We start from the raw sequence: 18,400 nt of genomic DNA, 5'->3' as shown, positions 1-18,400 counted from the left end.
GCACGTGGCACGCTTAGCGGACTTGGCGAGACGATAAGTCGGCGTAACGGGTGGCCGACGCGGCTTGCGACGGCGCTGCTAAAGTGCAAGCGCCGTGCACCGCATGGTCGAAGGGGGGGCTGGCTGGATATGACGATATTTAGGCGTGCAATCACGATTGCCTTGTCTTTGACGCCTTCTGCGCACGATAAGCATCGACGGGCAATCCGCCCCAGCCCCAGTTTTCCTTCTCGACTTCCTGTATTACAACGAAGGTGGCTTCGAGTGGCTTGTTCAGCACATCGCGCAGCAACTCGCTGACGCCCTTGATGAGCTGCGCTTTTTCATCCGCCGTGACGGCATCGGTGCCGGGCTTGTTCCCTTCGCGGGTAACCTGGATTGTGACGATAGGCATGTTGCGCTCCTTCGAAAGAGGGGCACCCGCACGGATGCCCCGACTGGATTTAATGGCCAGCGCTTTGACCGCCGTCGACGTGCAGGATTTCTCCGGTGACGAACGGTGCGGAGTCGAGATACAGGACCGCGTTCACGATGTCGCTCATCTCGCCCATATGGCCTACGGGATGGAGCGCACCCAGAGCCTCGTGCGTGTCGGGCGCATGCATCGGCGATTTGATGATGCCGGGCGACACTGCGTTAGCCCGAATTCCGGCCTTGGCATATTCGATAGCGATCGATTTCGTCGCCGAGTTGAGGCCACCCTTGGTGAGCGATGCGAGCACCGAGGGTACGCCGCTGACCGCGTGGTCGACAAGACTCGTCGTGATCTGGACGACATGGCCGCTGGCACGCTTTTCCATCTCGGCGATGGCCAGTTGCGTCACATGGAAGAACCCGTTCACGTTGACGTTGAGAATGGCGGCGTAGTCTTCCGCCGTGTATTGCGTGAACGGCTTCGCGATGAAGATGCCCGCGTTGTTGACGAGCGTGTCGATGCGGCCGAAGCGTTCGATGGCCTCGTCGATGACGCGCTGTGCGACCTGGCGATCGCCGATGTCGCCGGCAATCGCCAGGACATTCGGATCCGTGGACGGCTTGATCGAACGCGCTGTGGCGACCACGCGATAGCCGCGTTCGCGGAAAGCCTTGACCAGTTCGGCGCCGATACCTTGCGATGCGCCCGTGACGACGACGACTTTCTGTGAGTTGCTCATGATGCGTAACCTCGAATAAGTAGTTTGGCTGTGTTGCCGATCGGGCCAACGGCGCCGATGGATGCCAATCTAGGCTTATTGAGGCGTGTTGCGTACACCCGCCACGGACAAACAGTTTTGAGTCGCGAGAACAAATGGAATTGCTTCCCGGCCGGAAACGACGGCGGCGATCGCTTTCAGTTCGATTTGTGAGCGCACGAAACACGACGCGACGCAGCCGGGGGGCCGCGCCGCAGTGCCCGGCTTTATTGCTCCGCGTGTCTCGCTGCGTCTTCGATGACGGCGGCAACCTGCTTCGGGCGCGACTCGTACACCGAATGACTCGCGCCGGGAATGACGGTGGTGTGGCTGTGCGCGCGCGCGTAGTACCAGCGCTCCAGGTCCGGGCTGATGATCTTGTCGTCGGCCGCGACGATGCCCCAACTCGGCTTCGAGGTCCAGGCAGCCGCGGTCAGCGGCGCCGAGAAGACCTTCGCGGCGGTCAGGATCTGCGCGCGCGATTCGAACTGGGCTTGCTTGAGCGGCAGGTCGGCGGCGAAGTCCTTCGGAAAAACGGCGGGATTCAGGTATGTAAAGCCGTCATTGGTCTTTTCGACTGCGCCTGTCTGCGTGGATGTATAGCTAGGTTTGCCCTTGCCGAGCGCGGCCTCGTCTTCGCCGACATTCGGCGCATGAGCGGCGACATAGACCAGGCCCACGACGTTCGAATGAACCCCGGCTTCCGTGATGACGGAGCCGCCATAGCTATGGCCTACGAGGATCGTCGGACCGGATTGCAGGTCGAGGACACGCTTTGTCGCCGCGACGTCGTCTTCAAGCGAGGTCAAAGGTTCCTGCACGATGCTGACATGGAAGCCATCGCGCGTGAGGATGTCATAGACGGGCTTCCAGCCGGAACCATCTACCCATGCGCCATGGACCAAAACGATATTCCTGACTGTCGTGGCGTTGTGCTGGGCGTCCTGCGCCATCGCACCCGCCGATGAAAAAATGGAAGCAGACAAGGCGAGGACCGAAGCCGCGCGCGACAAAGTATTCACTGGGAACTCCATGGATCGATTGCAGAGATAAGACATGCAGGGATGGCCGACCGACCTTTGGAACTGCGGGATGGCGTGCCTGCGGCCGTCGGCACGACATCCCGTCCGGGGTGCTCAGCTGCCGAAGTAGAGCTTGCAGAAGCTTGCCGGGCCGACGCACGCCGAATTCATCGCGGTGTGCGACGCCTTGCCGGAACTGGACGTGCCGTTTTGCGCGACGCCGCCATAGCCAAGCTTCGCCTGGGTCTGATCATGTTGGGCGGCGACCTTCGCTTCGGCCGCCTGGATGTCCGCGGGATAGTCCGCGTCGCTGGCGACCGCCGGGTTGTATCCGGCCTTCTCCAGTTGCACGAGGTCGGCGCGAACTTCGGCGCGTGTCACCGGGCCATTTGATTGAGCAAAGCTCAGAGCGGGAAGAGCGAATGCGCCGGCAGCGAAGGCGAGACTGACGAGAAGCTTTTTCATGACGTGATACTCCTTGGAAAGATGTGATTGGAACGTTCTGGCAATGCATGAAAACGGTCATGCAGATTTAGGATTATGGTTAGTCATCCGTATTGATGTAAGTTGGAATAGACGCTTGACATCGCCTTTGCCTATCCCAACATTGAAAAGACTTGCCTTGCGGCAGTCATACTTACGTGAACACGGTTAGCGGCGAATTAATCCACTGTCCCGAAGTTATTTTTTTGCTGGCTGAACGTTGGATCGATTGCAGGTTCTGCCATGGACGTAATGTAGTCCGGCTTCCGGCCCGAACCTAGACCTACAAAGGGCCGTCGAGAGCGAACGATCGTGGTATGCGCGGATACATCCGGATGAGCCCGGGCGAGGGTGGGATGTTCGTCTGCGTGAAGAAACTCGGCCCTTGGGATGAGCGGGTGAGCCGTACGGTTTATCGGGTCATACGCAGGTATGAGGGCGGATCGGTTCAACGCGCCGTCTCCCGTACTCGGGTATTCATGCTTTGCAGTTCGATCTCGTCTGGTTATGATGCAATTTCAAGATGACGCACCGTGGGGCGAAAAGCGCCTTGCGGGAAGCGCGCCGTTCGCCACGAATCCCTGCATTGCCGAGTCGCCGATGACTTCATCACCTTCGACCCCCTCCCTCGTCTATATCGTCGACGACGATGCGGGCATGCGCACCTCGCTGTCGTGGCTGCTGGACTCGGTGGGAATCAAGTCACTCTGCTTCGCGAGCGCCGCCGAGTTTCTTGCCGCGTTCGATCCCGCGATTGCAGCGTGTCTTGTGCTAGACGTGCGCATGCCGCAGGCGAGTGGCTTCGACGTGCAGGGCGCGTTGAACGAACAGGGCGCGACCTTGCCGATCATCTTCGTGAGCGGTCATGGCGACATACCGATGTCGGTGCGCGCATTGCAGAACGGCGCGATCGATTTCGTGGAGAAGCCCTACAACTCGCAGCAGATGCTCGACCGCGTGCAGCGGGCGTTGAAGCTCGCGGCACAGCGTCATGCAGCCGGTCAGAAGCGGCGTGAATTAAAGAAGCGGATCGCCTCGCTGACGGCACGCGAGCGGGAGGTGCTGCGCGGTGTGGTCGATGGAAAAGGCAGCAAGCGCATTGCCGCCGATCTCTCGATCAGCGTGAAGACCGTGGACGTCCATCGCGCGAGCATCAAGGAGAAGCTTGGCGCGTCGTCCATCGCCGCGCTGGTGCGCGACGTGATGGCCGTGTGGGACGAGAATGCGCAATCGGAAACGCCGCAGCGCTGAGCGGCGCGCACTTGACGCATGAAGCGGCCGCCGTTGACGTCCCAGCCGAGGCGTGAGCCGGTCGAAGTACGCGCCGGCTTGTGCGACGTGCTTCGCTGGCGCATCGGGCGGTGTTAGACGACCACCGCCGAGCGCCAGCGATTTTCACTTCGCGGCTTGCGTCGACTTGCGCAACTTCGCGACATCCTCGACCGACACCGCAGCCGCGCCGTTATTCCACCCCCCACGAATGAACGTGAGCACATCGGCGATCTGCTTGTCCGAGAGCGTCGGTGCGTACTTCGGCATCGGATACGCCGACGGCAATCCCTGAATCACCAGATCCTGCGTGCCATTCAGCGTCACGTTGATGAGCGACGACGCGTCCTTCTCCATCACGTTCGGATTGCCCGCAAGGGGCGCTAGCATCGGCGCAAAGCCCATCCCGTCGACGCCGTGGCAATGCATGCAGTACGCGGTATAAACCCTGGCGCCCGCATCGACCGCAGGATGCGCGAGCGACACCTTCGTCACGTTCGGATCGTACGCATAGCGTGGCGCATTCGTGCCGCCGGACGCGGGCAGCGACTTCAGATAGCGCGACATCGCCGTGATGTCCTCGTCGCTCATGCCCTGCGTGCTGTGGTTGATCACGTCCGTCATCGAGCCGAATGCGGATGCATGCTTGTTCGCACCGGTCTTCAGGAACTGCGAGACATCGCCTTCCGACCAGCGGCCAAGCCCGACGTTGTATTCGCCGGTCAGGTTCGACGCGAACCAGCCGTCGAGCAGGCCGCCCGTCAGGAACGCGCTGCCGCTCTCGTCGAGCGCCTTCTCCTGGAACGCGATGCCGCGCGCAGTGTGGCACGAGCCGCAATGACCGAGTCCCTGAATGAGATACGCACCGCGATTGCAGGCGACGTCCTTGCCGCTCTTGTCCTGATACACGGCCTTCCCGAGAAAGACGACGTTCCAGAGCTTGAGCGGCCAGCGCATGTTGAGCGGGAACGGAATGTCCGACTCGCGATTTGCCTGCTTGACGGGCGCCACGCCTTTCATGAAGTACGTATAGAGCGCCTTCACGTCGTCGTCGCGGACCTTCGCGTAGGACGGGTAAGGCATCGCCGGATAGAGGTTGTGGCCGTCCTTCGCGACGCCGCGTCGCAGCGCGCCGTCGAACTCCTCTTCGCTCCAGTTGCCGATGCCCGTCTCCGGATCGGGCGTGATGTTGGTCGTATAGATGCGTCCCATCGGCGTGTTCATCGGCAGGCCGCCGGCGAACGGCTTGCCGCGTGGCGCCGAGTGACACGCAATGCAATCGCCGGCCTTCGCGAGATACGCGCCGCGTGCGACGAGCGCATCGTCGGCGGTGGCCGCGCTGGCGCTCGACGAAGCCGCAAGAGAGAAGGCAAGGCCGATGCCTGCAAGGATTTTTCTTGGCATGTCGGTTCCCCTCACGCGGTGTGCAGTTGACGGCCGACCGGCAACTGCTTCAGGCGCTTGCCCGTCGCGGCGTAGATCGCGTTGGTGAGCGCGGGCGCGAGCGCCGCCGTGCCCGGTTCGCCGATCCCGCCGGGCGCCTCCGTGCTCTTCACGATATGCACTTCGATCGGCGGCGTCTGCGAGAGGCGCAGCATGCGGTAGTCGGTGAAGTTGCTCTGCTCGACGCGGCCATCCTTGATCGTGACTTCGCCGTAAAGCGCCGCCGTGATCGCGAAGATGATGCCGCCCTGGATCTGCGCCTCGACCGTGTTCGGGTTCACGACCATTCCGCAATCGACCGCGCACACGATGCGGTTCACGGCGACCTCGCCGTTGTCGACGCTCACGTCCGCGACGATCGAGAAGAAGCTGCCGAACGCATGCATCACCGATATGCCGCGCCCCTGTCCTTGCGGCGGCGTGTTGCCCCAGTTCGCCGCCTTCGTCGCGACGTCGAGCACGCCCCGTGCACGCGGCGTCTTGCCGAGCAGGTTGCGACGGTACGTGGCGGGATCGATCTTCGCCTGAACCGCGAGTTCGTCGATGAAGCTCTCCACGACGAACGTGCCGCGCGTCGGTCCGACGCCGCGCCAGAACGCCGTGGGAATGTCGCGTGGCTCCTGCCGCACATAATCGACCAGCTGGTTCGGCAGGTCGTAGGGCAGGTCGGATGCGACTTCAACGGCATCGGGATCGAGCCCGTTCTTGAAGGCGGGCGGCGCGAAGCGCGCCATCACCGACGAGCCGACAATGCGATGCTTCCACGCCACCGGCTTCCCGTTCGCGTCGAGCCCGGCCGAGATGACGTCGTAGTAGTACGGCCGGTACATGTCGTGCTGGATGTCTTCCTCGCGCGAGTAGGTGACCTTCACCGGCGCATCGACCTGCTTGCCGATCTTGAGCGCATTCGCGATGAAGTCGGTCTCCAGCCGCCGCCCGAAGCCGCCGCCAAGCAGGTGATTGTGGATCGTGATCTTCTCGGCGGGCAGGCCCGTGACGCTCTTCGCGGTATCGACGGCGCGCGTCGGTACCTGCGTGCCGACCCAGACGTCGCACGCATCGGCGCGCACGTGGACCGTGCAGTTGACCGGCTCCATCGTCGCGTGCGCGAGGAACGGCTGCTGATAGACCGAATCGACGCGCGTCTTGGCATCCTTGAACGCGCCGTCGATGTCGCCTTCCTTGCGCGCCACCGCGCCGTCGCGCTTCGCGGCGTTCGCAAGGTCGTCGATCAGGTGCTGCATCTGCAGGTTCGCACCCTTGCCCTCGTTCCACGCGATGACGAGCGCCGACGCGCCGCGTTTCGCGGCCCACGTGTGGTCGCCGACCACGGCCACCGCGTTGTCTAGCTTCACGACCTGCGTGACGCCCGGAACCTTCTTCGCGACCGTGTCGTCGACGCTCGCGAGCGTGCCGCCGAACACCGGGCAGTTCACGATGGCCGCGTACTTCATGCCGGGCAGGCGCACGTCGAGTCCGAACACGGCGGTGCCGTCGACTTTCTCCGGCGAGTCGATGCGCTTCGCCTGCGTGCCGACGAGCTTGAAATCCTTCGGGTCCTTGAGCGCGACGTTCTGCGGAGCCGGCAGCTTCGCGGCGGCCTCGACGAGATCGCCGTATGCGATCGACCGGCTGCTCGCGGCGTGCTTCACCTGACCGCTTTCCGCGTGACAGGTGGCCGGGTCGACCTGCCACTGCTGTGCCGCCGCCGTGACCAGTAACACGCGGGCAGTCGCGCCGGCGCGGCGCATCGGTTCCCACGCGTAGCGGATCGACGTCGATCCGCCCGTCAGCTGGCCGCCGAGCAGCGGGTCCGTGAACAGCGCATCGTTCGGCGGCGCGTGCGCGACCGCCACGCTGTCGAGCGGCACTTCGAGTTCCTCGGCGATCAGCATCGGGATCGACGTGTAGACGCCTTGTCCCATCTCGACCTTCGGTATCACGAGCGTGACCTTGCCCGCACGGTCGATCTGCACGAACGCGTTCGGCTGGAACACGCCGTCCTGCGGTGCTTCGTTGCCGTCGCCGCTGACGACCGACTTGACGCCGGGCGCGGGCTGGCCCACGGCGGAGAAGCTGAAGCCGAGCAGCAGGCCGCCGCCCGCCGTGGCGCCGACTGATACGCCGAACTTCAGGAACGTTCGGCGCGTCAGGCCGGATTTGGGCGCGTCAGGTGCGCGGCCGTTTTGCGCATCGATCAGTCCTTGCGACATGTCACGCCCCCTTCGCGGCGTGCTTGATCGCCGCGCGGATGCGGTTGTACGTGCCGCAGCGGCAGACGTTGCCGTCCATCGCGGCGTCGATGTCCGCGTCGCTCGGATTCGGGTTTGCCGCGATCAATGCCGCCGCCGACATCACCTGCCCGGACTGGCAGTAGCCGCACTGGACGACGTCGAGTGCCTTCCAGGCGTCCTGCACTTTCTTGCCGGCGGGCGTGCCGCTGACGGCTTCGATCGTCGTGATCTTGCGGCCGCCCACTGCCGCGACGGGCAGCACGCACGAGCGCACGGCGGCGCCGTCGAGATGGACCGTGCACGCGCCGCATTGCGCGATGCCGCAGCCGAACTTCGTGCCGGTCAGCCCGACCAGATCGCGGATCGCCCAAAGCAGGGGCATGTCGGGAGGCGCGTCAATGTCGTGGCTCTCGCCATTGACGTTCAGCGTGATTGCCATGTTCAGCTCCGTTGTGGGGTTGTTTTTTGTGCGTTGCAGATCCTGCTCGGCGACGGCCGCCTTGCAGCGCGCGACGCCGTTTTCGGTCATGCTGGAGACGAATTAAGTCTTTGTAGCAGAAACCCGTTTTTTGCGCTTCGACGACGGAGGGAGCCGCACCCGGCGCGGTTTCGAGGCCAGCAACGCGCCGCGGACGCTAGTGCCGGCGGGCGAGAGGAGAGACACGATGGACGACAGATGGCAGTTTCAACTGAGACTCGATGCATCGGCGGAACTGGCCGCTGCGCTGCGCGAGGGTCTCGCACGGCCGGAGCACGAACCGCTCTTCGACGTGCTGCGCAAACACGGCGCAACGCTCAAGTGCCAGTTCTATGCCTTCATGGATTACGTCGACGAAGCGCAAGCTCGGGGCACGGACGGCTATCCGCTGTACGCATGGACGAAGGCGACCGTCGAGGATCCCGCGAAGAAGGCGAAGTATCTGCGTGTGTTTACCGTGTATGTCGACGGCGAAGAGGTCTACGGGAGGGGAGTTACCGACGCGCTCGAGAGCGAACTGCGGGCGCTGGGCGCGGGCGCAGGGATCGAGCGCATCGCGCGCTTCGACACCAATCCTGCGAACAACCCGCAGCCGCCCGAGCGTCCATCATCTCCCTAGCGGATCATGTCCCAGTTCGCATAGAACACGCGCCGCGCCGAAACGACCGTCGTGCGCACGCACCTCACGAGCAGGCACAGCACCGCGGGGAACGGGCTCGGGCGCAGCACGTCGAGGAAGATGCAGTAGCGCAGTCGGTCCGAGTCGTTGACGGACTGATGCACCAGGGTGTCGTCGAAGATGAAGAGCGGGTCGTCGCGCCAGTAGTGGCGCCTGCCCGCCACTTCGATGAACACGTCGTCGCCGCTTGCGGGATCGAGGTTGTAAAGGCAGCGCAGCGTCAGCCGCAACGGTCCGTAGTGAACGGAGGTGCGCTGGCGGCGGTTGAAGATTGAGCAGCCGATTGTCTGCACGTAGCGGAAGTCGCGCTGGAACGCCGGCATGGCGAGCGATCCGTCGAGCGGCTTGCCGTACCAGCGCGCGAAGCACATGCCGCGGCGCTTGCTCGTCATTTGCGGAGCGAGCTGTTCGACGAGCGGCAGGTTTTGCCGGAACGCGTCGATCACATACGCGATTTCTTCCCGATGGCCGGCGGGCAGATCGGCAAGCCGGTAGATGCGCAAGTTGCGCCGGCACAGGGCGTCGACGAGGAGATTCAGCGGCGCGAGCGCCCACGTCAGGAGTCCGTTGCCGAGGAAATAGCGGCGCCAACTGCGCGCGTCGAACTGGCGACTGCGCTGGAAATCGCAGATACCGATGGCGACGAGCACCGCGACGGGCAGCGCGGCCACCGGCTTGAGTGAGACTAGACCTCCGAGCAGCACCATCAAGACGAGATGTTTGGGCTTCAAAATGTCGTCTCCAACGAAAACCCGCCGTCGAGGGAGAATGATATTCGAGATGTCATGAAACTGACGGGTGCATGTCAAAAAAGCGTTGTGCGGCGGCAACCGGCAGGCGAGGGTCGCGAGCCGCCGCGTTCACATCGCCGTGACGGTCGAGGCGCCCGGTGATTCGAGCTTTCGGGGAGTGTCGCATGTGGGCCAACAGCCTCGTGTCCGGCTGTTGGGCCGCACGCGTCTGGAGGAACGTTCCGGGCAGCCTGGCTGACGGTTGATCGTGCAGGACAGGTCTTTGTTATCAATGGCTTACCAAGGATTGGCGGGTGTCGCAAAGCGCCTGGCATACCCGATGCAATAAGCCTGACGAGCACGTCAATACATGCTCACTACGAAGTCCAACCCTAGCTCGATAACCGTTTCATCAGGAGAACCGTCATGACGAACATGAAGATCGACGATCTGCAGCGCACCGAAGAACTCGCTTCCTCCGATATGGTCCGTATCGTCGGTGGCTCGCCGAAGGAGCCAGCCGGCAAGCCGACTCACATCGACGCCCTTAACGGTGTCCTCACGTTCGGCGATGGCTCGAAGTGGTCGATGGATCTCGATGGGAAGCTGCATCCGCTCTGATCCGAAGCAAGGCCAGCGGTCGTCCGGCGAGATGTCGATGCGAGTGCGGCATCTCGCCGGTGACGGGTCCCTTTCTTTGCACTCAGGTTTGCAGTTGCGACGCCTGCTGCGCACGCAGGTCGAGTTCCAGATAGAGCGTGTCTTCGACCGGGTTGAACACATAAGCTCCAATTGGCCCGAAGCCGAGCGACGCGTAGAGGCGCTGCGCCGTCTTCATGACCGGCAGCGTGTCGAGACGCATGCGCTCATAGCCCGACTCGCGCGCCATTTCGATGATGGCCTGCGCAAGCCGTTTGCCGAGTTGCTGTCCGCGGCCCGCCTCGCGCACGTACAGGCGTTTCATCTCGCAGATGCCGGCGTCGAGCGGGCGCAACGCCACGCAGCCCGTCAATCGTTCACCGTCCCATGCAAGCAGAACGCGGCCACCTGGCGCGGCATATTTGCCGGGCAGCGTCGCGAGTTCCGTATCGAAGTCCTGAAAGCACAAGTCGACGCCCAGCCCATCCGCATATTCGCGGAAGATCTCTCGAACGCGTTCGGCGTCTTCGGGGAACTGCGCGGCGCGGATCTCTGTCATTCGATGGCTCATGTTTGTTGCTCCGTCGGCGCAGTTCGCTCCTTTGTGCGCTCTTTCGGAGTCTAATGGCATCGCGCGATGGCGTGATTGCGCCATTGCCCGTTGCGGAACGTCCCTTGCTGATCCCTGTGGCAAGTCACACTCGCATTCATACGAATACGTACGACAAGGAGCATCACATGGAAAAGGGCGGATCGAAGCATTCCGGCGCCGAGGCAATCAGGCTGATCGACGAGCAACTTCGCGTGTTGACGATCTCGCTCGGCGGCGCGGGTGTGGTGCTACCGGCCGAAGGGGTCGAGCTGGCGCGCAAGCAAGCGCCGGCGTTCGTCCTTGGCGCGCAGGCGCCGGCCGGCGCTGCAAGCGAGCCGCCCTCGCGCGCGACGGTGCAGCGCGTGCTCGTGACGAACGCGCTGCTTGCGGTGGGCGGCTTTCTCTTCGATCACGACATTGCCAATTCGCGCGCGCCCGAGATCCAGTTCCTGAGCCGCGTCCGCGATGCGATCAGAAACGGCAACGTGCTGACGCTGCGCCCGGGCGAATCGGTGCCGGAGACCCATCTGGGCGATCTGACGATCCGCGCATCCGACGCCGGCCGGCCGCTCTTTTGCGAAGACGACGAAGCCAACGGACTGATGTGCATCGGCGATGCGGTCGCGCTGCTGCAGCGTGTCGCCGACCATCTGCGCGGCATGCGGCATCTGTTCAGCGCGGGCGATGCGGGGTAATCAACCCTGCGCTTCGAGCTTCGCCTTAGGCCGTGACGGCTTTTTCGCCGCCGAGGGCGCGGCCTTCGGCTCGGCAGCCTTGCGCGGCCTGACGGTTTTTGCCGAAACGCTCGCGCCGGCGGGTTGTTCGGCAGATTTGGTGCGACGCTTGACGGCCTTCTTCGGCACACTTACCTCGGCTTGCGCGAGGCGCCAGAATTCTTCGGCGCGTCCGTCGGGGCGGCCGTCGGCTTCCCAGAGGTGATACGCGCGCACGCGGATTTGCGTTTCGAGGCTTTGCGATTCGATGTCGTTCATTGCGGTGTCGGATGAAAACGCTAGTCGGTTGGGTAATGGAAGGCGCGCGGGATCACGCCATGACGCCTTGCGCATCGACGTCCGCGGTGCCGAGGCGGCAGAAGATGTCGCAGACCGCAGACATCTCGGTGTCGTCCGCGATACTGACGATCACGCGCATGCATTGAAGGTCGTCGGCGTCTTCAGCTTCGAAGCGCGATGACGCCGGTTCGGCGTAGTCGTTTTCGAACAGGCTGTCGTGCCAGTCGACGACGCCGAGGTGTTCGCCGTGTCCTGCATATTCGGCGTTCATCCAGTGCATCGCGATGATCGCGTTCCGGGTCGCGTCAGCGCACGGATCGACGGCGAGACCTGCGGTGCCGTCTACCCGGATGCGATCGCCGCCGATGCCGAGCGCGCTTAGGTCGTCGAGTGCTTCGGCCAGCTTGCGGGCGCCGCGAAAGGCCCCGGTCACTTCACGCATCATGCTTGTCTCCTGTCGACCAGAGTTAGCGCTTTAGCGCTTACTCTGGTCCCATGCAATTCATTTGCGGTCGATCAGAGTTAGCGCTTTAGCGCCTACTCTGGTCCCATGCAAGATATTTGCTCCGCGCTTCGGTGCTGCGTGTCGAGTGCGATGCCGGGCACGAGTCAGGACGACGACCGGTCGTACGTGATTCCTTGCGGGAAGAGACGGCGACCATCGCGACGGGCGGGCAGGTGAGCCGCTCTGCGGTGGTTCGCGGGTCCGCGCGAATTCCGGGTCAAAAGGAACTGGCGGGCGCGATAAATCCGAAGCAGATCAGGAGGCTGAGCGCAGCGTTCGACTTCATGCGGTACATGAACTCTAACTCTCAACAATAAGATTTTCAACGGAATGTTTTACGGCAAATTGTCTGAAGTAAAGACGGCCTGGCGATGACGAACGCGTCCGAAACCAACGGCGAACCAGCGCGGCGAAGCGCCACGGACGCGCCCATGCGCGCGCTACAATGCCGCGGCACCGCTTTCCACCGATCCTCATTTGACCTCAATCATGACCGTCCCAGCCGGGCATTTCCTTCTCGGCCCGCTATTGAAGAGCGTCTCGCGCTCGTTCTATCTGACGCTGCGCATCCTGCCCGCCGGGATGCGAGATCCGGTCGGGCTCGCCTATCTGCTCGCCCGTGCCGCCGACACGATCGCCGATACGACACTGATCCCGCCCGGCCGACGCCTCGAATTGCTGCTCGGGCTGCGCGCGCAGGTCAACGGCGAACCGGGCGGCGGCGCCCTCGATGCCGCGATGATCGATGTCGCGAGCCAGCAGACGCAGGCGGACGAAAAGGTGCTGCTCGAATCGGTGCCGGCGGCGCTCGCGCTGCTGTCCCGTTTCGGCGATGCCGACCGGCGCGCCGTGCGCGGCATCGTGACGACGCTCACCGAAGGCATGGAATTCGATCTGCGCACGTTCCCCGACGAAACCTCGGGACAGGTTGCCGCGTTGACCGAATGGGACGAACTGGATCGTTACACGTATCTGGTGGCGGGCTGCGTCGGCGAATTCTGGACCGCGATGACCCTCGCGCACATGCCGGGCGTGCTGAAGGCGAGCCCGGAGATGATGACGGCACGCGGCATCCGCTTCGGCAAGGCGCTGCAGATGACGAATATCCTGCGCGATTGCGGCAAGGACTTGCGCATCGGGCGCTGCTATCTGCCGGCGGTGCTGCTCAGACGACAGGGATTGCGCGCAGAGGAACTGGCCGCGCCCGACGCATCGCAGCGGGCGGCGCCGGTCCTGCTCGAACTCACCCGCACGACGCTCGCTTACTTTCGCGATGCGATGGACTACACGCTCGCAATTCCGGCGCTTTCGCTGCGGCTGCGGCTCGCGTGCCTGTGGCCGATCATGATCGGACTGGAGACGATGTCGCTGCTCGTCTGCAACGACAGATGGCTCGATCCCGCGAGCGTGTCCAAGGTCCGTCGCGGCGATGTGTATCGCATCATCGCGCTGTCGTTGCCGATGGCGTTGTCGGACGCCATGCTCCGCGCGTGGTGCGAGCGCATGTTCAAGCGTATCGAAGCGCGGCTCGTCGCGGCACGCGTGAACACATGACCGACGCGGTCAACACCCATCGCTAAAGCTCAGGCCTCGAGCGCGGTGCATCGGCAAAACCGGCATTTTCTGCGGGTAACAATTACCCGCCTCTTCAGGCAGTTTCGTTAATACGCGCACATTATTCCGTTACGACGAAGCGCAAACGTTTTGCGTCTCCGATTTGATTTCCCGCCTTCCTTAACCGCTATATCATGTTGCCGGTTTAGCAAGCCAAGAACATAACTGGACTGGAGAAGCACTTGAGCGAACCGCACGGTTTGGCCGACATCATCGGCAAGCAGGAATCGAATATTTTGACGGGTTGGATCAACGAACAACTCGCAACCGCGCGCCAAGGCGTCATCTCCGAAGTCGAGCTCAAAGAAGCTTCGCGCGCGTTTCTCACGCAGTTCTCCCGGGCGGTGTCGAGTGACTATACCGAGCAGCTCGAAGGCCCGGCCTGGGACAGCGTGCGCGTGCATCTCGATGCGCTTTCGCGCGAGCGCGTGATACAGGGCTTTTCCGCGTCCGAAACGGCGGGCTTCATCTTCTCGCTGAAAAAGCCGCTCTTCAACGCATTGCAGACCGCCGCCGGCGCGGACGCCGAGAGCCTGCGCGAAGAATTCTGGAAGCTGAGCCAGGTGCTTGACCGCCTCGGACTCGTGACCGTCGATTCGTATCAGCGCGAGCGCCAGCAGGTCATCGAGCGGCAGCAGCAGGAACTGCTCGACCTAACCACGCCCGTCGTGAAGCTGTGGGATTCGATCGTGGCGCTGCCGCTCATCGGCACGCTTGACAGCGAGCGCACGCAAGTCGTGATGGAAGGGCTCCTCAACGCAATCGTCGAGAACGAAGCGGCCATCGCGATCATCGACATCACCGGCGTGCCGACCGTCGATACGCTCGTCGCGCAGCATTTGCTCAAGACCGTCGCGGCCGCCCGCCTGATGGGCGCGGAGTGCATCATCAGCGGCATTCGCCCGCAGATCGCGCAGACCATTGTCCATCTCGGCGTCGATCTGGGCGACGTGGTGACGAAGGCGACGCTCGCCGAGGCGCTCAAGATCGCACTGCGCCGTGTCAATCTCACCGTCAGCAAGCTGGGCGCCGTCCGAGCGGGTGATTGAAGATGGAGCAGATTCCGGTTCTCAAGCTTGGCGAATTCCTGCTGGTGTCGATCCAGGTCGAGCTGCATGACGAGCTCGTTCTCTCGCTGCAGGAAGACCTGACCTCGCGCATCGAATCGACCCGGGCCCGCGGCGTGCTGATCGATATCTCGGCGCTGGAAATCGTCGACTCGTTCATCGGCCGCACGCTCGGCCACATCGCGGCGATGGCGCGGGTGCTGGACGCAGAGACCGTTCTGGTCGGCATGCGGCCCGCTGTTGCGATCACGCTTGTGGAGCTCGGCATGACGCTCAAGGGAATTCGAACTGCTCTCGATGTCGACAAGGGTATGGCGATGCTGCGGTCCTCGGCCGGCTCGGGAGAATCTTCATCGTCACGCTAAATCAGGTCGTCCTGGAGATCCGCACGCCAGGCGAGGTGAACCTCGCGCGCAAGGTCGTGCAGGACTGGGCAACGCGCCTTTCCTTCGGCACGCTCGAGCGCACCAAGTTCGTCACGGCCGCGAGCGAACTCGCCCGCAATACGCTCGTGCACGGGCAGGGGGGCACGATCACGCTCGTCGAAGTCGAGAAGGACGGGCGTCAGGGCATTCAACTGATTTTCGAAGACAAGGGTCCAGGCATTCCCAACATCGAGAAGGCACTGGAAGACGGTTACAGCACGGCGAACAGCATGGGGCTCGGCCTCGGCGGCGCACGGCGGCTCGTCAACGAGTTCGAGATCGCATCGACGGTCGGAAGCGGTACACGCGTGAGCATCGTGCAATGGAAGCGACGGTAATTCTTTCGGACCAGAGCGGCGTCGCGCACGCCCGCCGGTCCGCTGTCGCGCTCGCGCAGTCGCTCGGTTTCTCCGAGCGCGTGCAGGCCGATGTTGCGCTCGTCGTCAGCGAGGCGGCCACCAACATTCTCAAGTACGCGAGAAGCGGCGAGATCCATCTCGCGCCATACTCGAATCACGCGGACCATTCGGTTAGCGGCATCGAGATCGTCGCGGTGGATCGCGGGCCCGGCATCGTCAACGTCGAGGCCGCCAGAAAGGACGGCTTTTCGACAGGCGGCAGCCTCGGCGCGGGACTCGGCACCATGGAGCGGCATTCGGCGCTGTTCGACTTCTATTCGCTCCCCGGTAGCGGGACGGTGCTGCTCGCGCGGGTCGCCAGCAAGGCTGCAAGCGACGCCGGCAAGCGTCTGTGGACGGTCGGCGCGAGATCGACGCCGAAGCTCGGCCAGCAGATCTGCGGCGACGCGTGGAGCATGTCGGACACGGGCGAGACGCTCTGGATCACGCTGCTCGACGGCCTCGGCCACGGCCCGCTCGCGTCCGAGGCGTCGCACCGCGCGGTCGGCGTCTTCAGCAGCCGCGCCCGCGACGATTCGCCCGGCGACGTCCTGCGCGCCGCGCACGCGGGGCTGCGTTCGACACGCGGCGCGGTAATGGCGGTGGCGAGGTTAGAGCCCGCGAAGAAATCGCTGACGTATGCGGGCGTCGGCAACATCGTGGCGATCGTGAACACGGGCGAGGTCAACCAGCATCTCGTGTCGACCGACGGAACCGTCGGCTACAACATGCGGCTCGTGCGCGAGAGCGCGGTGAACTGGAACGCGCGCAGCGTGTTCATCGCAACGACCGACGGGCTGTCCACGCGCTGGAACCTGAGCCGCCATCCCGACCTGCTTGCGCATCATCCGGTCGTGATCGCTCACGTGCTTCACCGCGACTTCGCTCGCGACAACGACGACGCGTCGATCGTCGTCGTCAAGGCGGCCTGACATGCAGCACCGAATCCTGTCCACGCCCATCGCGAGCAACCTGAGCCTCGTTGCGATCCGCGACCGGGCGCGGCAGATCGGCGAGCTGTTCGGACTCGACGACCTGCAACGCACGCGCTTCGTCACGGCGGTATCGGAAATAGCGCGCAATGCGGTTCAGTTCGCGGGCGGCGGCACGCTGACGTTCCTGGTCGGCGATTCGAGCGAGGCGGCCAACGTGCAGTGCATCGTCGCGCAGGTCGCCGACAAGGGGCCGGGCATCGCGAAACTGGATCAGATCCTGAGCGGCGTGCATCCCGAGGGCCGGCCCGGCATCGGCCTGCCCGGCAGCCGGCGCATGGCGGACGGCTTTTCCGTCAGCACCGAACTCGGCCGGGGCACGACCGTCACGCTGGAGATGTTCCTGCCGCGCGACAAGCCGCGCCTGACACTCGACAAGCTGAGCGTGCTGGTCGACCAGTTGACGCGGCGCAAGGCGCAGACGCCCGTCGAGGAACTCGAACAGCAGAACCGCGAGATGCTGATCACGCTCGGCGAGCTGCGCCGCAAGCAGACCGAGCTGGAAGAAGCCGATGTGCGCAAAAACGAGTTCCTCGCGATGCTCGCGCACGAGCTGAGAAATCCGCTCGCGGCGGTCAGCCTGGCGCTGGAACTGGCCGAACGCGGCGGCGCGGCGCGCAGCGAGCACGGCGAGACGCTCGCGCTGATCGGGCGGCAGACCGCGCAGCTCTCGCGCATGGTGAACGATCTGCTCGACGTGTCGCGGCTCACGCGCGGCAAGGTGGACCTGCTTACCGAAGTGACGCGCATCGACGAGCTGATCGTCGGCGCGCTCGAGATGACCGCGGCCGAACTCGAGCGCCGCGGCCATCGCGTGACGACAATCTATCCGCACGAAGTTGCGCTCGTGCGGGGCGATGTCGCGCGCCTGAAGCAGGTGTTCAGCAATATCCTGCACAACGCGGCGCGCTACACGTCCGAGCCCGACGAGATCGTCGTGACGGTCGGCGCAACGGAAACCGAAGTGACGGTCGAAGTATGCGATCGCGGCATCGGCATCGAGCCTGCGATGCTGCCACGCGTATTCGACCTGTTCGCGCAGGCTTCGACTGCAATCGGGCGGCAGGACGCGGGACTCGGCATCGGGCTCACGGTCGTGAAGCGGCTCGTGCAGGATCATGGCGGCTCGGTGTGCGTGGAAAGCGCGGGCATCGGCTGCGGAACGGCGTTCGTCGTCAGGCTGCCGCGCGTGTACGAGCCGCTGCCCGACGAAGTGGACCAGCTCGCTGCAACGCCGCATCAGCGCGCGCAGCGCATCCTGATCGTCGACGACAACCGCGACGCCGCCGAGGCGCTCGAAGCGCTGCTCACGATGAGCGGACACCAGTGCGAGGTGGCTTTCGACGGCGCGTCGGCGTTCGACGTGGCGGAGACCTTCATGCCTTCCGTGGCGGTGATCGACATCGGGCTGCCCGACATGACGGGCTTCGAGGTCGCGCGCGGGCTGCGCGAGAAGGCGCGGGGCCGGCCGCTCTGTCTGGTGGCGCTGAGCGGTTATACGACACCCGACTTCCGCCAGAGCGCCGACGAAGCGGGATTCGACCATTACTTCGCGAAGCCGATGCCGATCGACGATCTGTACGCGCGGCTGGCAGGGCTGGGCTAGAGAGCGGCGCGCGTGTTCGATCCGCCTGCCATGAATGC

21 protein-coding genes are annotated in these 18,400 nt (G+C 63.9%); 10 read left to right on the top strand and 11 right to left on the bottom strand.

The window, feature by feature from the left end:
* Positions 1–151: 151 nt before the first annotated feature.
* The 4 genes from AWB81_RS14875 to AWB81_RS14860 form a co-directional block, all read right to left on the bottom strand.
* Positions 152–394, bottom strand: coding sequence for a tautomerase family protein (locus AWB81_RS14875; protein ID WP_062636558.1), 243 nt, complete (start codon positions 392–394; stop codon positions 152–154).
* A 49-nt stretch (positions 395–443) separates the two neighbouring features.
* A complete protein-coding gene (locus AWB81_RS14870; protein WP_062636556.1) occupies positions 444–1,154 on the bottom strand; it encodes an SDR family NAD(P)-dependent oxidoreductase in 711 nt (236 codons plus the stop codon).
* A gap of 245 nt (positions 1,155–1,399) precedes the next feature.
* Complete coding sequence (locus tag AWB81_RS14865; RefSeq protein WP_062636554.1) at positions 1,400–2,206, bottom strand: alpha/beta hydrolase; 807 nt, start codon at positions 2,204–2,206, stop codon at positions 1,400–1,402.
* Positions 2,207–2,308: 102 nt separating this feature from the next.
* A complete protein-coding gene (locus AWB81_RS14860; RefSeq protein WP_062636552.1) occupies positions 2,309–2,659 on the bottom strand; it encodes a DUF4148 domain-containing protein in 351 nt (116 codons plus the stop codon).
* 618 nt (positions 2,660–3,277) lie between these two features.
* Between AWB81_RS14860 and AWB81_RS14855 the strand changes: the two genes are divergently transcribed.
* The gene (locus tag AWB81_RS14855; protein WP_062636614.1) at positions 3,278–3,928 is read left to right on the top strand and encodes a response regulator transcription factor; all 651 of its coding nucleotides are present in this window, start codon (positions 3,278–3,280) and stop codon (positions 3,926–3,928) included.
* 144 nt (positions 3,929–4,072) lie between these two features.
* Here AWB81_RS14855 and AWB81_RS14850 read toward each other — a convergent pair whose 3' ends face one another.
* From AWB81_RS14850 to AWB81_RS14840, 3 genes are read right to left on the bottom strand one after another with little or no spacing between them, the layout of a single operon-like run.
* Positions 4,073–5,350 (bottom strand): c-type cytochrome, encoded by a 1,278-nt coding sequence (locus AWB81_RS14850; RefSeq protein ID WP_062636549.1) that lies wholly within the window; start codon positions 5,348–5,350, stop codon positions 4,073–4,075.
* A gap of 11 nt (positions 5,351–5,361) precedes the next feature.
* The gene (locus AWB81_RS14845) at positions 5,362–7,602 is read right to left on the bottom strand and encodes a xanthine dehydrogenase family protein molybdopterin-binding subunit (protein WP_062636547.1); all 2,241 of its coding nucleotides are present in this window, start codon (positions 7,600–7,602) and stop codon (positions 5,362–5,364) included.
* 1 nt (position 7,603) lies between these two features.
* A complete protein-coding gene (locus AWB81_RS14840; protein WP_062636611.1) occupies positions 7,604–8,062 on the bottom strand; it encodes a (2Fe-2S)-binding protein in 459 nt (152 codons plus the stop codon).
* 226 nt (positions 8,063–8,288) lie between these two features.
* On the opposite strand from AWB81_RS14840, the gene AWB81_RS14835 reads away from it, so the two are divergent.
* The gene (locus AWB81_RS14835; protein WP_062636546.1) at positions 8,289–8,720 is read left to right on the top strand and encodes a hypothetical protein; all 432 of its coding nucleotides are present in this window, start codon (positions 8,289–8,291) and stop codon (positions 8,718–8,720) included.
* Here the strand turns inward: AWB81_RS14835 and AWB81_RS14830 are convergent.
* Entirely contained in the window at positions 8,717–9,511 is a 795-nt protein-coding gene (locus tag AWB81_RS14830) for an aspartyl/asparaginyl beta-hydroxylase domain-containing protein (RefSeq protein WP_143753572.1), read from the bottom strand. The two genes, AWB81_RS14835 and AWB81_RS14830, sit on opposite strands and share 4 nt — an antisense overlap.
* 426 nt (positions 9,512–9,937) lie before the next feature.
* On the opposite strand from AWB81_RS14830, the gene AWB81_RS14825 reads away from it, so the two are divergent.
* Positions 9,938–10,132, top strand: a complete 195-nt coding sequence (locus AWB81_RS14825; RefSeq protein ID WP_062636542.1) for a hypothetical protein — start codon at positions 9,938–9,940, stop codon at positions 10,130–10,132.
* An 82-nt stretch (positions 10,133–10,214) separates the two neighbouring features.
* On the opposite strand, the gene AWB81_RS14820 is transcribed toward AWB81_RS14825, so the two are convergent.
* Positions 10,215–10,721 carry a GNAT family N-acetyltransferase gene (locus AWB81_RS14820; protein ID WP_374730490.1) on the bottom strand — a complete coding sequence of 169 codons (507 nt, stop codon included), beginning with the start codon at positions 10,719–10,721 and terminating at the stop codon, positions 10,215–10,217.
* Between the two features lie 167 nt (positions 10,722–10,888).
* Between AWB81_RS14820 and AWB81_RS14815 the strand changes: the two genes are divergently transcribed.
* Positions 10,889–11,437, top strand: coding sequence for a hypothetical protein (locus tag AWB81_RS14815; protein WP_143753573.1), 549 nt, complete (start codon positions 10,889–10,891; stop codon positions 11,435–11,437).
* Here the strand turns inward: AWB81_RS14815 and AWB81_RS14810 are convergent, their stop codons facing one another.
* Both AWB81_RS14810 and AWB81_RS14805 read right to left on the bottom strand, forming a co-directional pair.
* Positions 11,438–11,734 carry a DUF2934 domain-containing protein gene (locus AWB81_RS14810; RefSeq protein ID WP_062636535.1) on the bottom strand — a complete coding sequence of 99 codons (297 nt, stop codon included), beginning with the start codon at positions 11,732–11,734 and terminating at the stop codon, positions 11,438–11,440.
* Positions 11,735–11,786: 52 nt separating this feature from the next.
* Positions 11,787–12,200, bottom strand: a complete 414-nt coding sequence (locus AWB81_RS14805; RefSeq protein WP_062636533.1) for a hypothetical protein — start codon at positions 12,198–12,200, stop codon at positions 11,787–11,789.
* A gap of 549 nt (positions 12,201–12,749) precedes the next feature.
* On the opposite strand from AWB81_RS14805, the gene AWB81_RS14795 reads away from it, so the two are divergent.
* From AWB81_RS14795 to AWB81_RS14770, 6 genes are all read left to right on the top strand, one after another.
* Positions 12,750–13,814 (top strand): phytoene/squalene synthase family protein, encoded by a 1,065-nt coding sequence (locus AWB81_RS14795; protein WP_062636530.1) that lies wholly within the window; start codon positions 12,750–12,752, stop codon positions 13,812–13,814.
* A gap of 242 nt (positions 13,815–14,056) precedes the next feature.
* Complete coding sequence (locus AWB81_RS14790) at positions 14,057–14,923, top strand: STAS domain-containing protein (protein WP_062636528.1); 867 nt, start codon at positions 14,057–14,059, stop codon at positions 14,921–14,923.
* A 2-nt stretch (positions 14,924–14,925) separates the two neighbouring features.
* The gene (locus tag AWB81_RS14785; RefSeq protein ID WP_062636526.1) at positions 14,926–15,306 is read left to right on the top strand and encodes an STAS domain-containing protein; all 381 of its coding nucleotides are present in this window, start codon (positions 14,926–14,928) and stop codon (positions 15,304–15,306) included.
* 35 nt (positions 15,307–15,341) lie between these two features.
* A complete protein-coding gene (locus AWB81_RS14780; RefSeq protein ID WP_087134988.1) occupies positions 15,342–15,704 on the top strand; it encodes an anti-sigma regulatory factor in 363 nt (120 codons plus the stop codon).
* The gene (locus tag AWB81_RS14775) at positions 15,689–16,696 is read left to right on the top strand and encodes an ATP-binding SpoIIE family protein phosphatase (RefSeq protein WP_062636522.1); all 1,008 of its coding nucleotides are present in this window, start codon (positions 15,689–15,691) and stop codon (positions 16,694–16,696) included. The genes AWB81_RS14780 and AWB81_RS14775 overlap by 16 nt, the downstream gene beginning before the upstream one ends.
* A 1-nt stretch (position 16,697) precedes the next feature.
* Positions 16,698–18,362 (top strand): ATP-binding response regulator, encoded by a 1,665-nt coding sequence (locus AWB81_RS14770; RefSeq protein WP_062636520.1) that lies wholly within the window; start codon positions 16,698–16,700, stop codon positions 18,360–18,362.
* The last annotated feature ends 38 nt before the right edge of the window (positions 18,363–18,400 follow it).

The organism is Caballeronia arationis, assembly GCF_001544975.2.
Classification (GTDB): domain Bacteria; phylum Pseudomonadota; class Gammaproteobacteria; order Burkholderiales; family Burkholderiaceae; genus Caballeronia; species Caballeronia arationis.
This window is presented reverse-complemented; position numbering and strand designations above follow the sequence as displayed.

Coding starts and splice junctions, on each gene's coding strand:
- AWB81_RS14815 (WP_143753573.1), top strand. CDS start 10,889: ATGGAAAAGGGCGGATCGAAGCATTCCGGCGCCGAGGCAATCAGGCTG.
- AWB81_RS14810 (WP_062636535.1), bottom strand. CDS start 11,734: ATGAACGACATCGAATCGCAAAGCCTCGAAACGCAAATCCGCGTGCGC.
- AWB81_RS14835 (WP_062636546.1), top strand. CDS start 8,289: ATGGACGACAGATGGCAGTTTCAACTGAGACTCGATGCATCGGCGGAA.
- AWB81_RS14850 (WP_062636549.1), bottom strand. CDS start 5,350: ATGCCAAGAAAAATCCTTGCAGGCATCGGCCTTGCCTTCTCTCTTGCG.
- AWB81_RS14785 (WP_062636526.1), top strand. CDS start 14,926: ATGGAGCAGATTCCGGTTCTCAAGCTTGGCGAATTCCTGCTGGTGTCG.
- AWB81_RS14870 (WP_062636556.1), bottom strand. CDS start 1,154: ATGAGCAACTCACAGAAAGTCGTCGTCGTCACGGGCGCATCGCAAGGT.
- AWB81_RS14855 (WP_062636614.1), top strand. CDS start 3,278: ATGACTTCATCACCTTCGACCCCCTCCCTCGTCTATATCGTCGACGAC.
- AWB81_RS14805 (WP_062636533.1), bottom strand. CDS start 12,200: ATGATGCGTGAAGTGACCGGGGCCTTTCGCGGCGCCCGCAAGCTGGCC.
- AWB81_RS14825 (WP_062636542.1), top strand. CDS start 9,938: ATGACGAACATGAAGATCGACGATCTGCAGCGCACCGAAGAACTCGCT.
- AWB81_RS14865 (WP_062636554.1), bottom strand. CDS start 2,206: ATGGAGTTCCCAGTGAATACTTTGTCGCGCGCGGCTTCGGTCCTCGCC.
- AWB81_RS14795 (WP_062636530.1), top strand. CDS start 12,750: ATGACCGTCCCAGCCGGGCATTTCCTTCTCGGCCCGCTATTGAAGAGC.
- AWB81_RS14820 (WP_374730490.1), bottom strand. CDS start 10,721: ATGAGCCATCGAATGACAGAGATCCGCGCCGCGCAGTTCCCCGAAGAC.
- AWB81_RS14860 (WP_062636552.1), bottom strand. CDS start 2,659: ATGAAAAAGCTTCTCGTCAGTCTCGCCTTCGCTGCCGGCGCATTCGCT.
- AWB81_RS14770 (WP_062636520.1), top strand. CDS start 16,698: ATGCAGCACCGAATCCTGTCCACGCCCATCGCGAGCAACCTGAGCCTC.
- AWB81_RS14875 (WP_062636558.1), bottom strand. CDS start 394: ATGCCTATCGTCACAATCCAGGTTACCCGCGAAGGGAACAAGCCCGGC.
- AWB81_RS14845 (WP_062636547.1), bottom strand. CDS start 7,602: ATGTCGCAAGGACTGATCGATGCGCAAAACGGCCGCGCACCTGACGCG.
- AWB81_RS14775 (WP_062636522.1), top strand. CDS start 15,689: ATGGAAGCGACGGTAATTCTTTCGGACCAGAGCGGCGTCGCGCACGCC.
- AWB81_RS14840 (WP_062636611.1), bottom strand. CDS start 8,062: ATGGCAATCACGCTGAACGTCAATGGCGAGAGCCACGACATTGACGCG.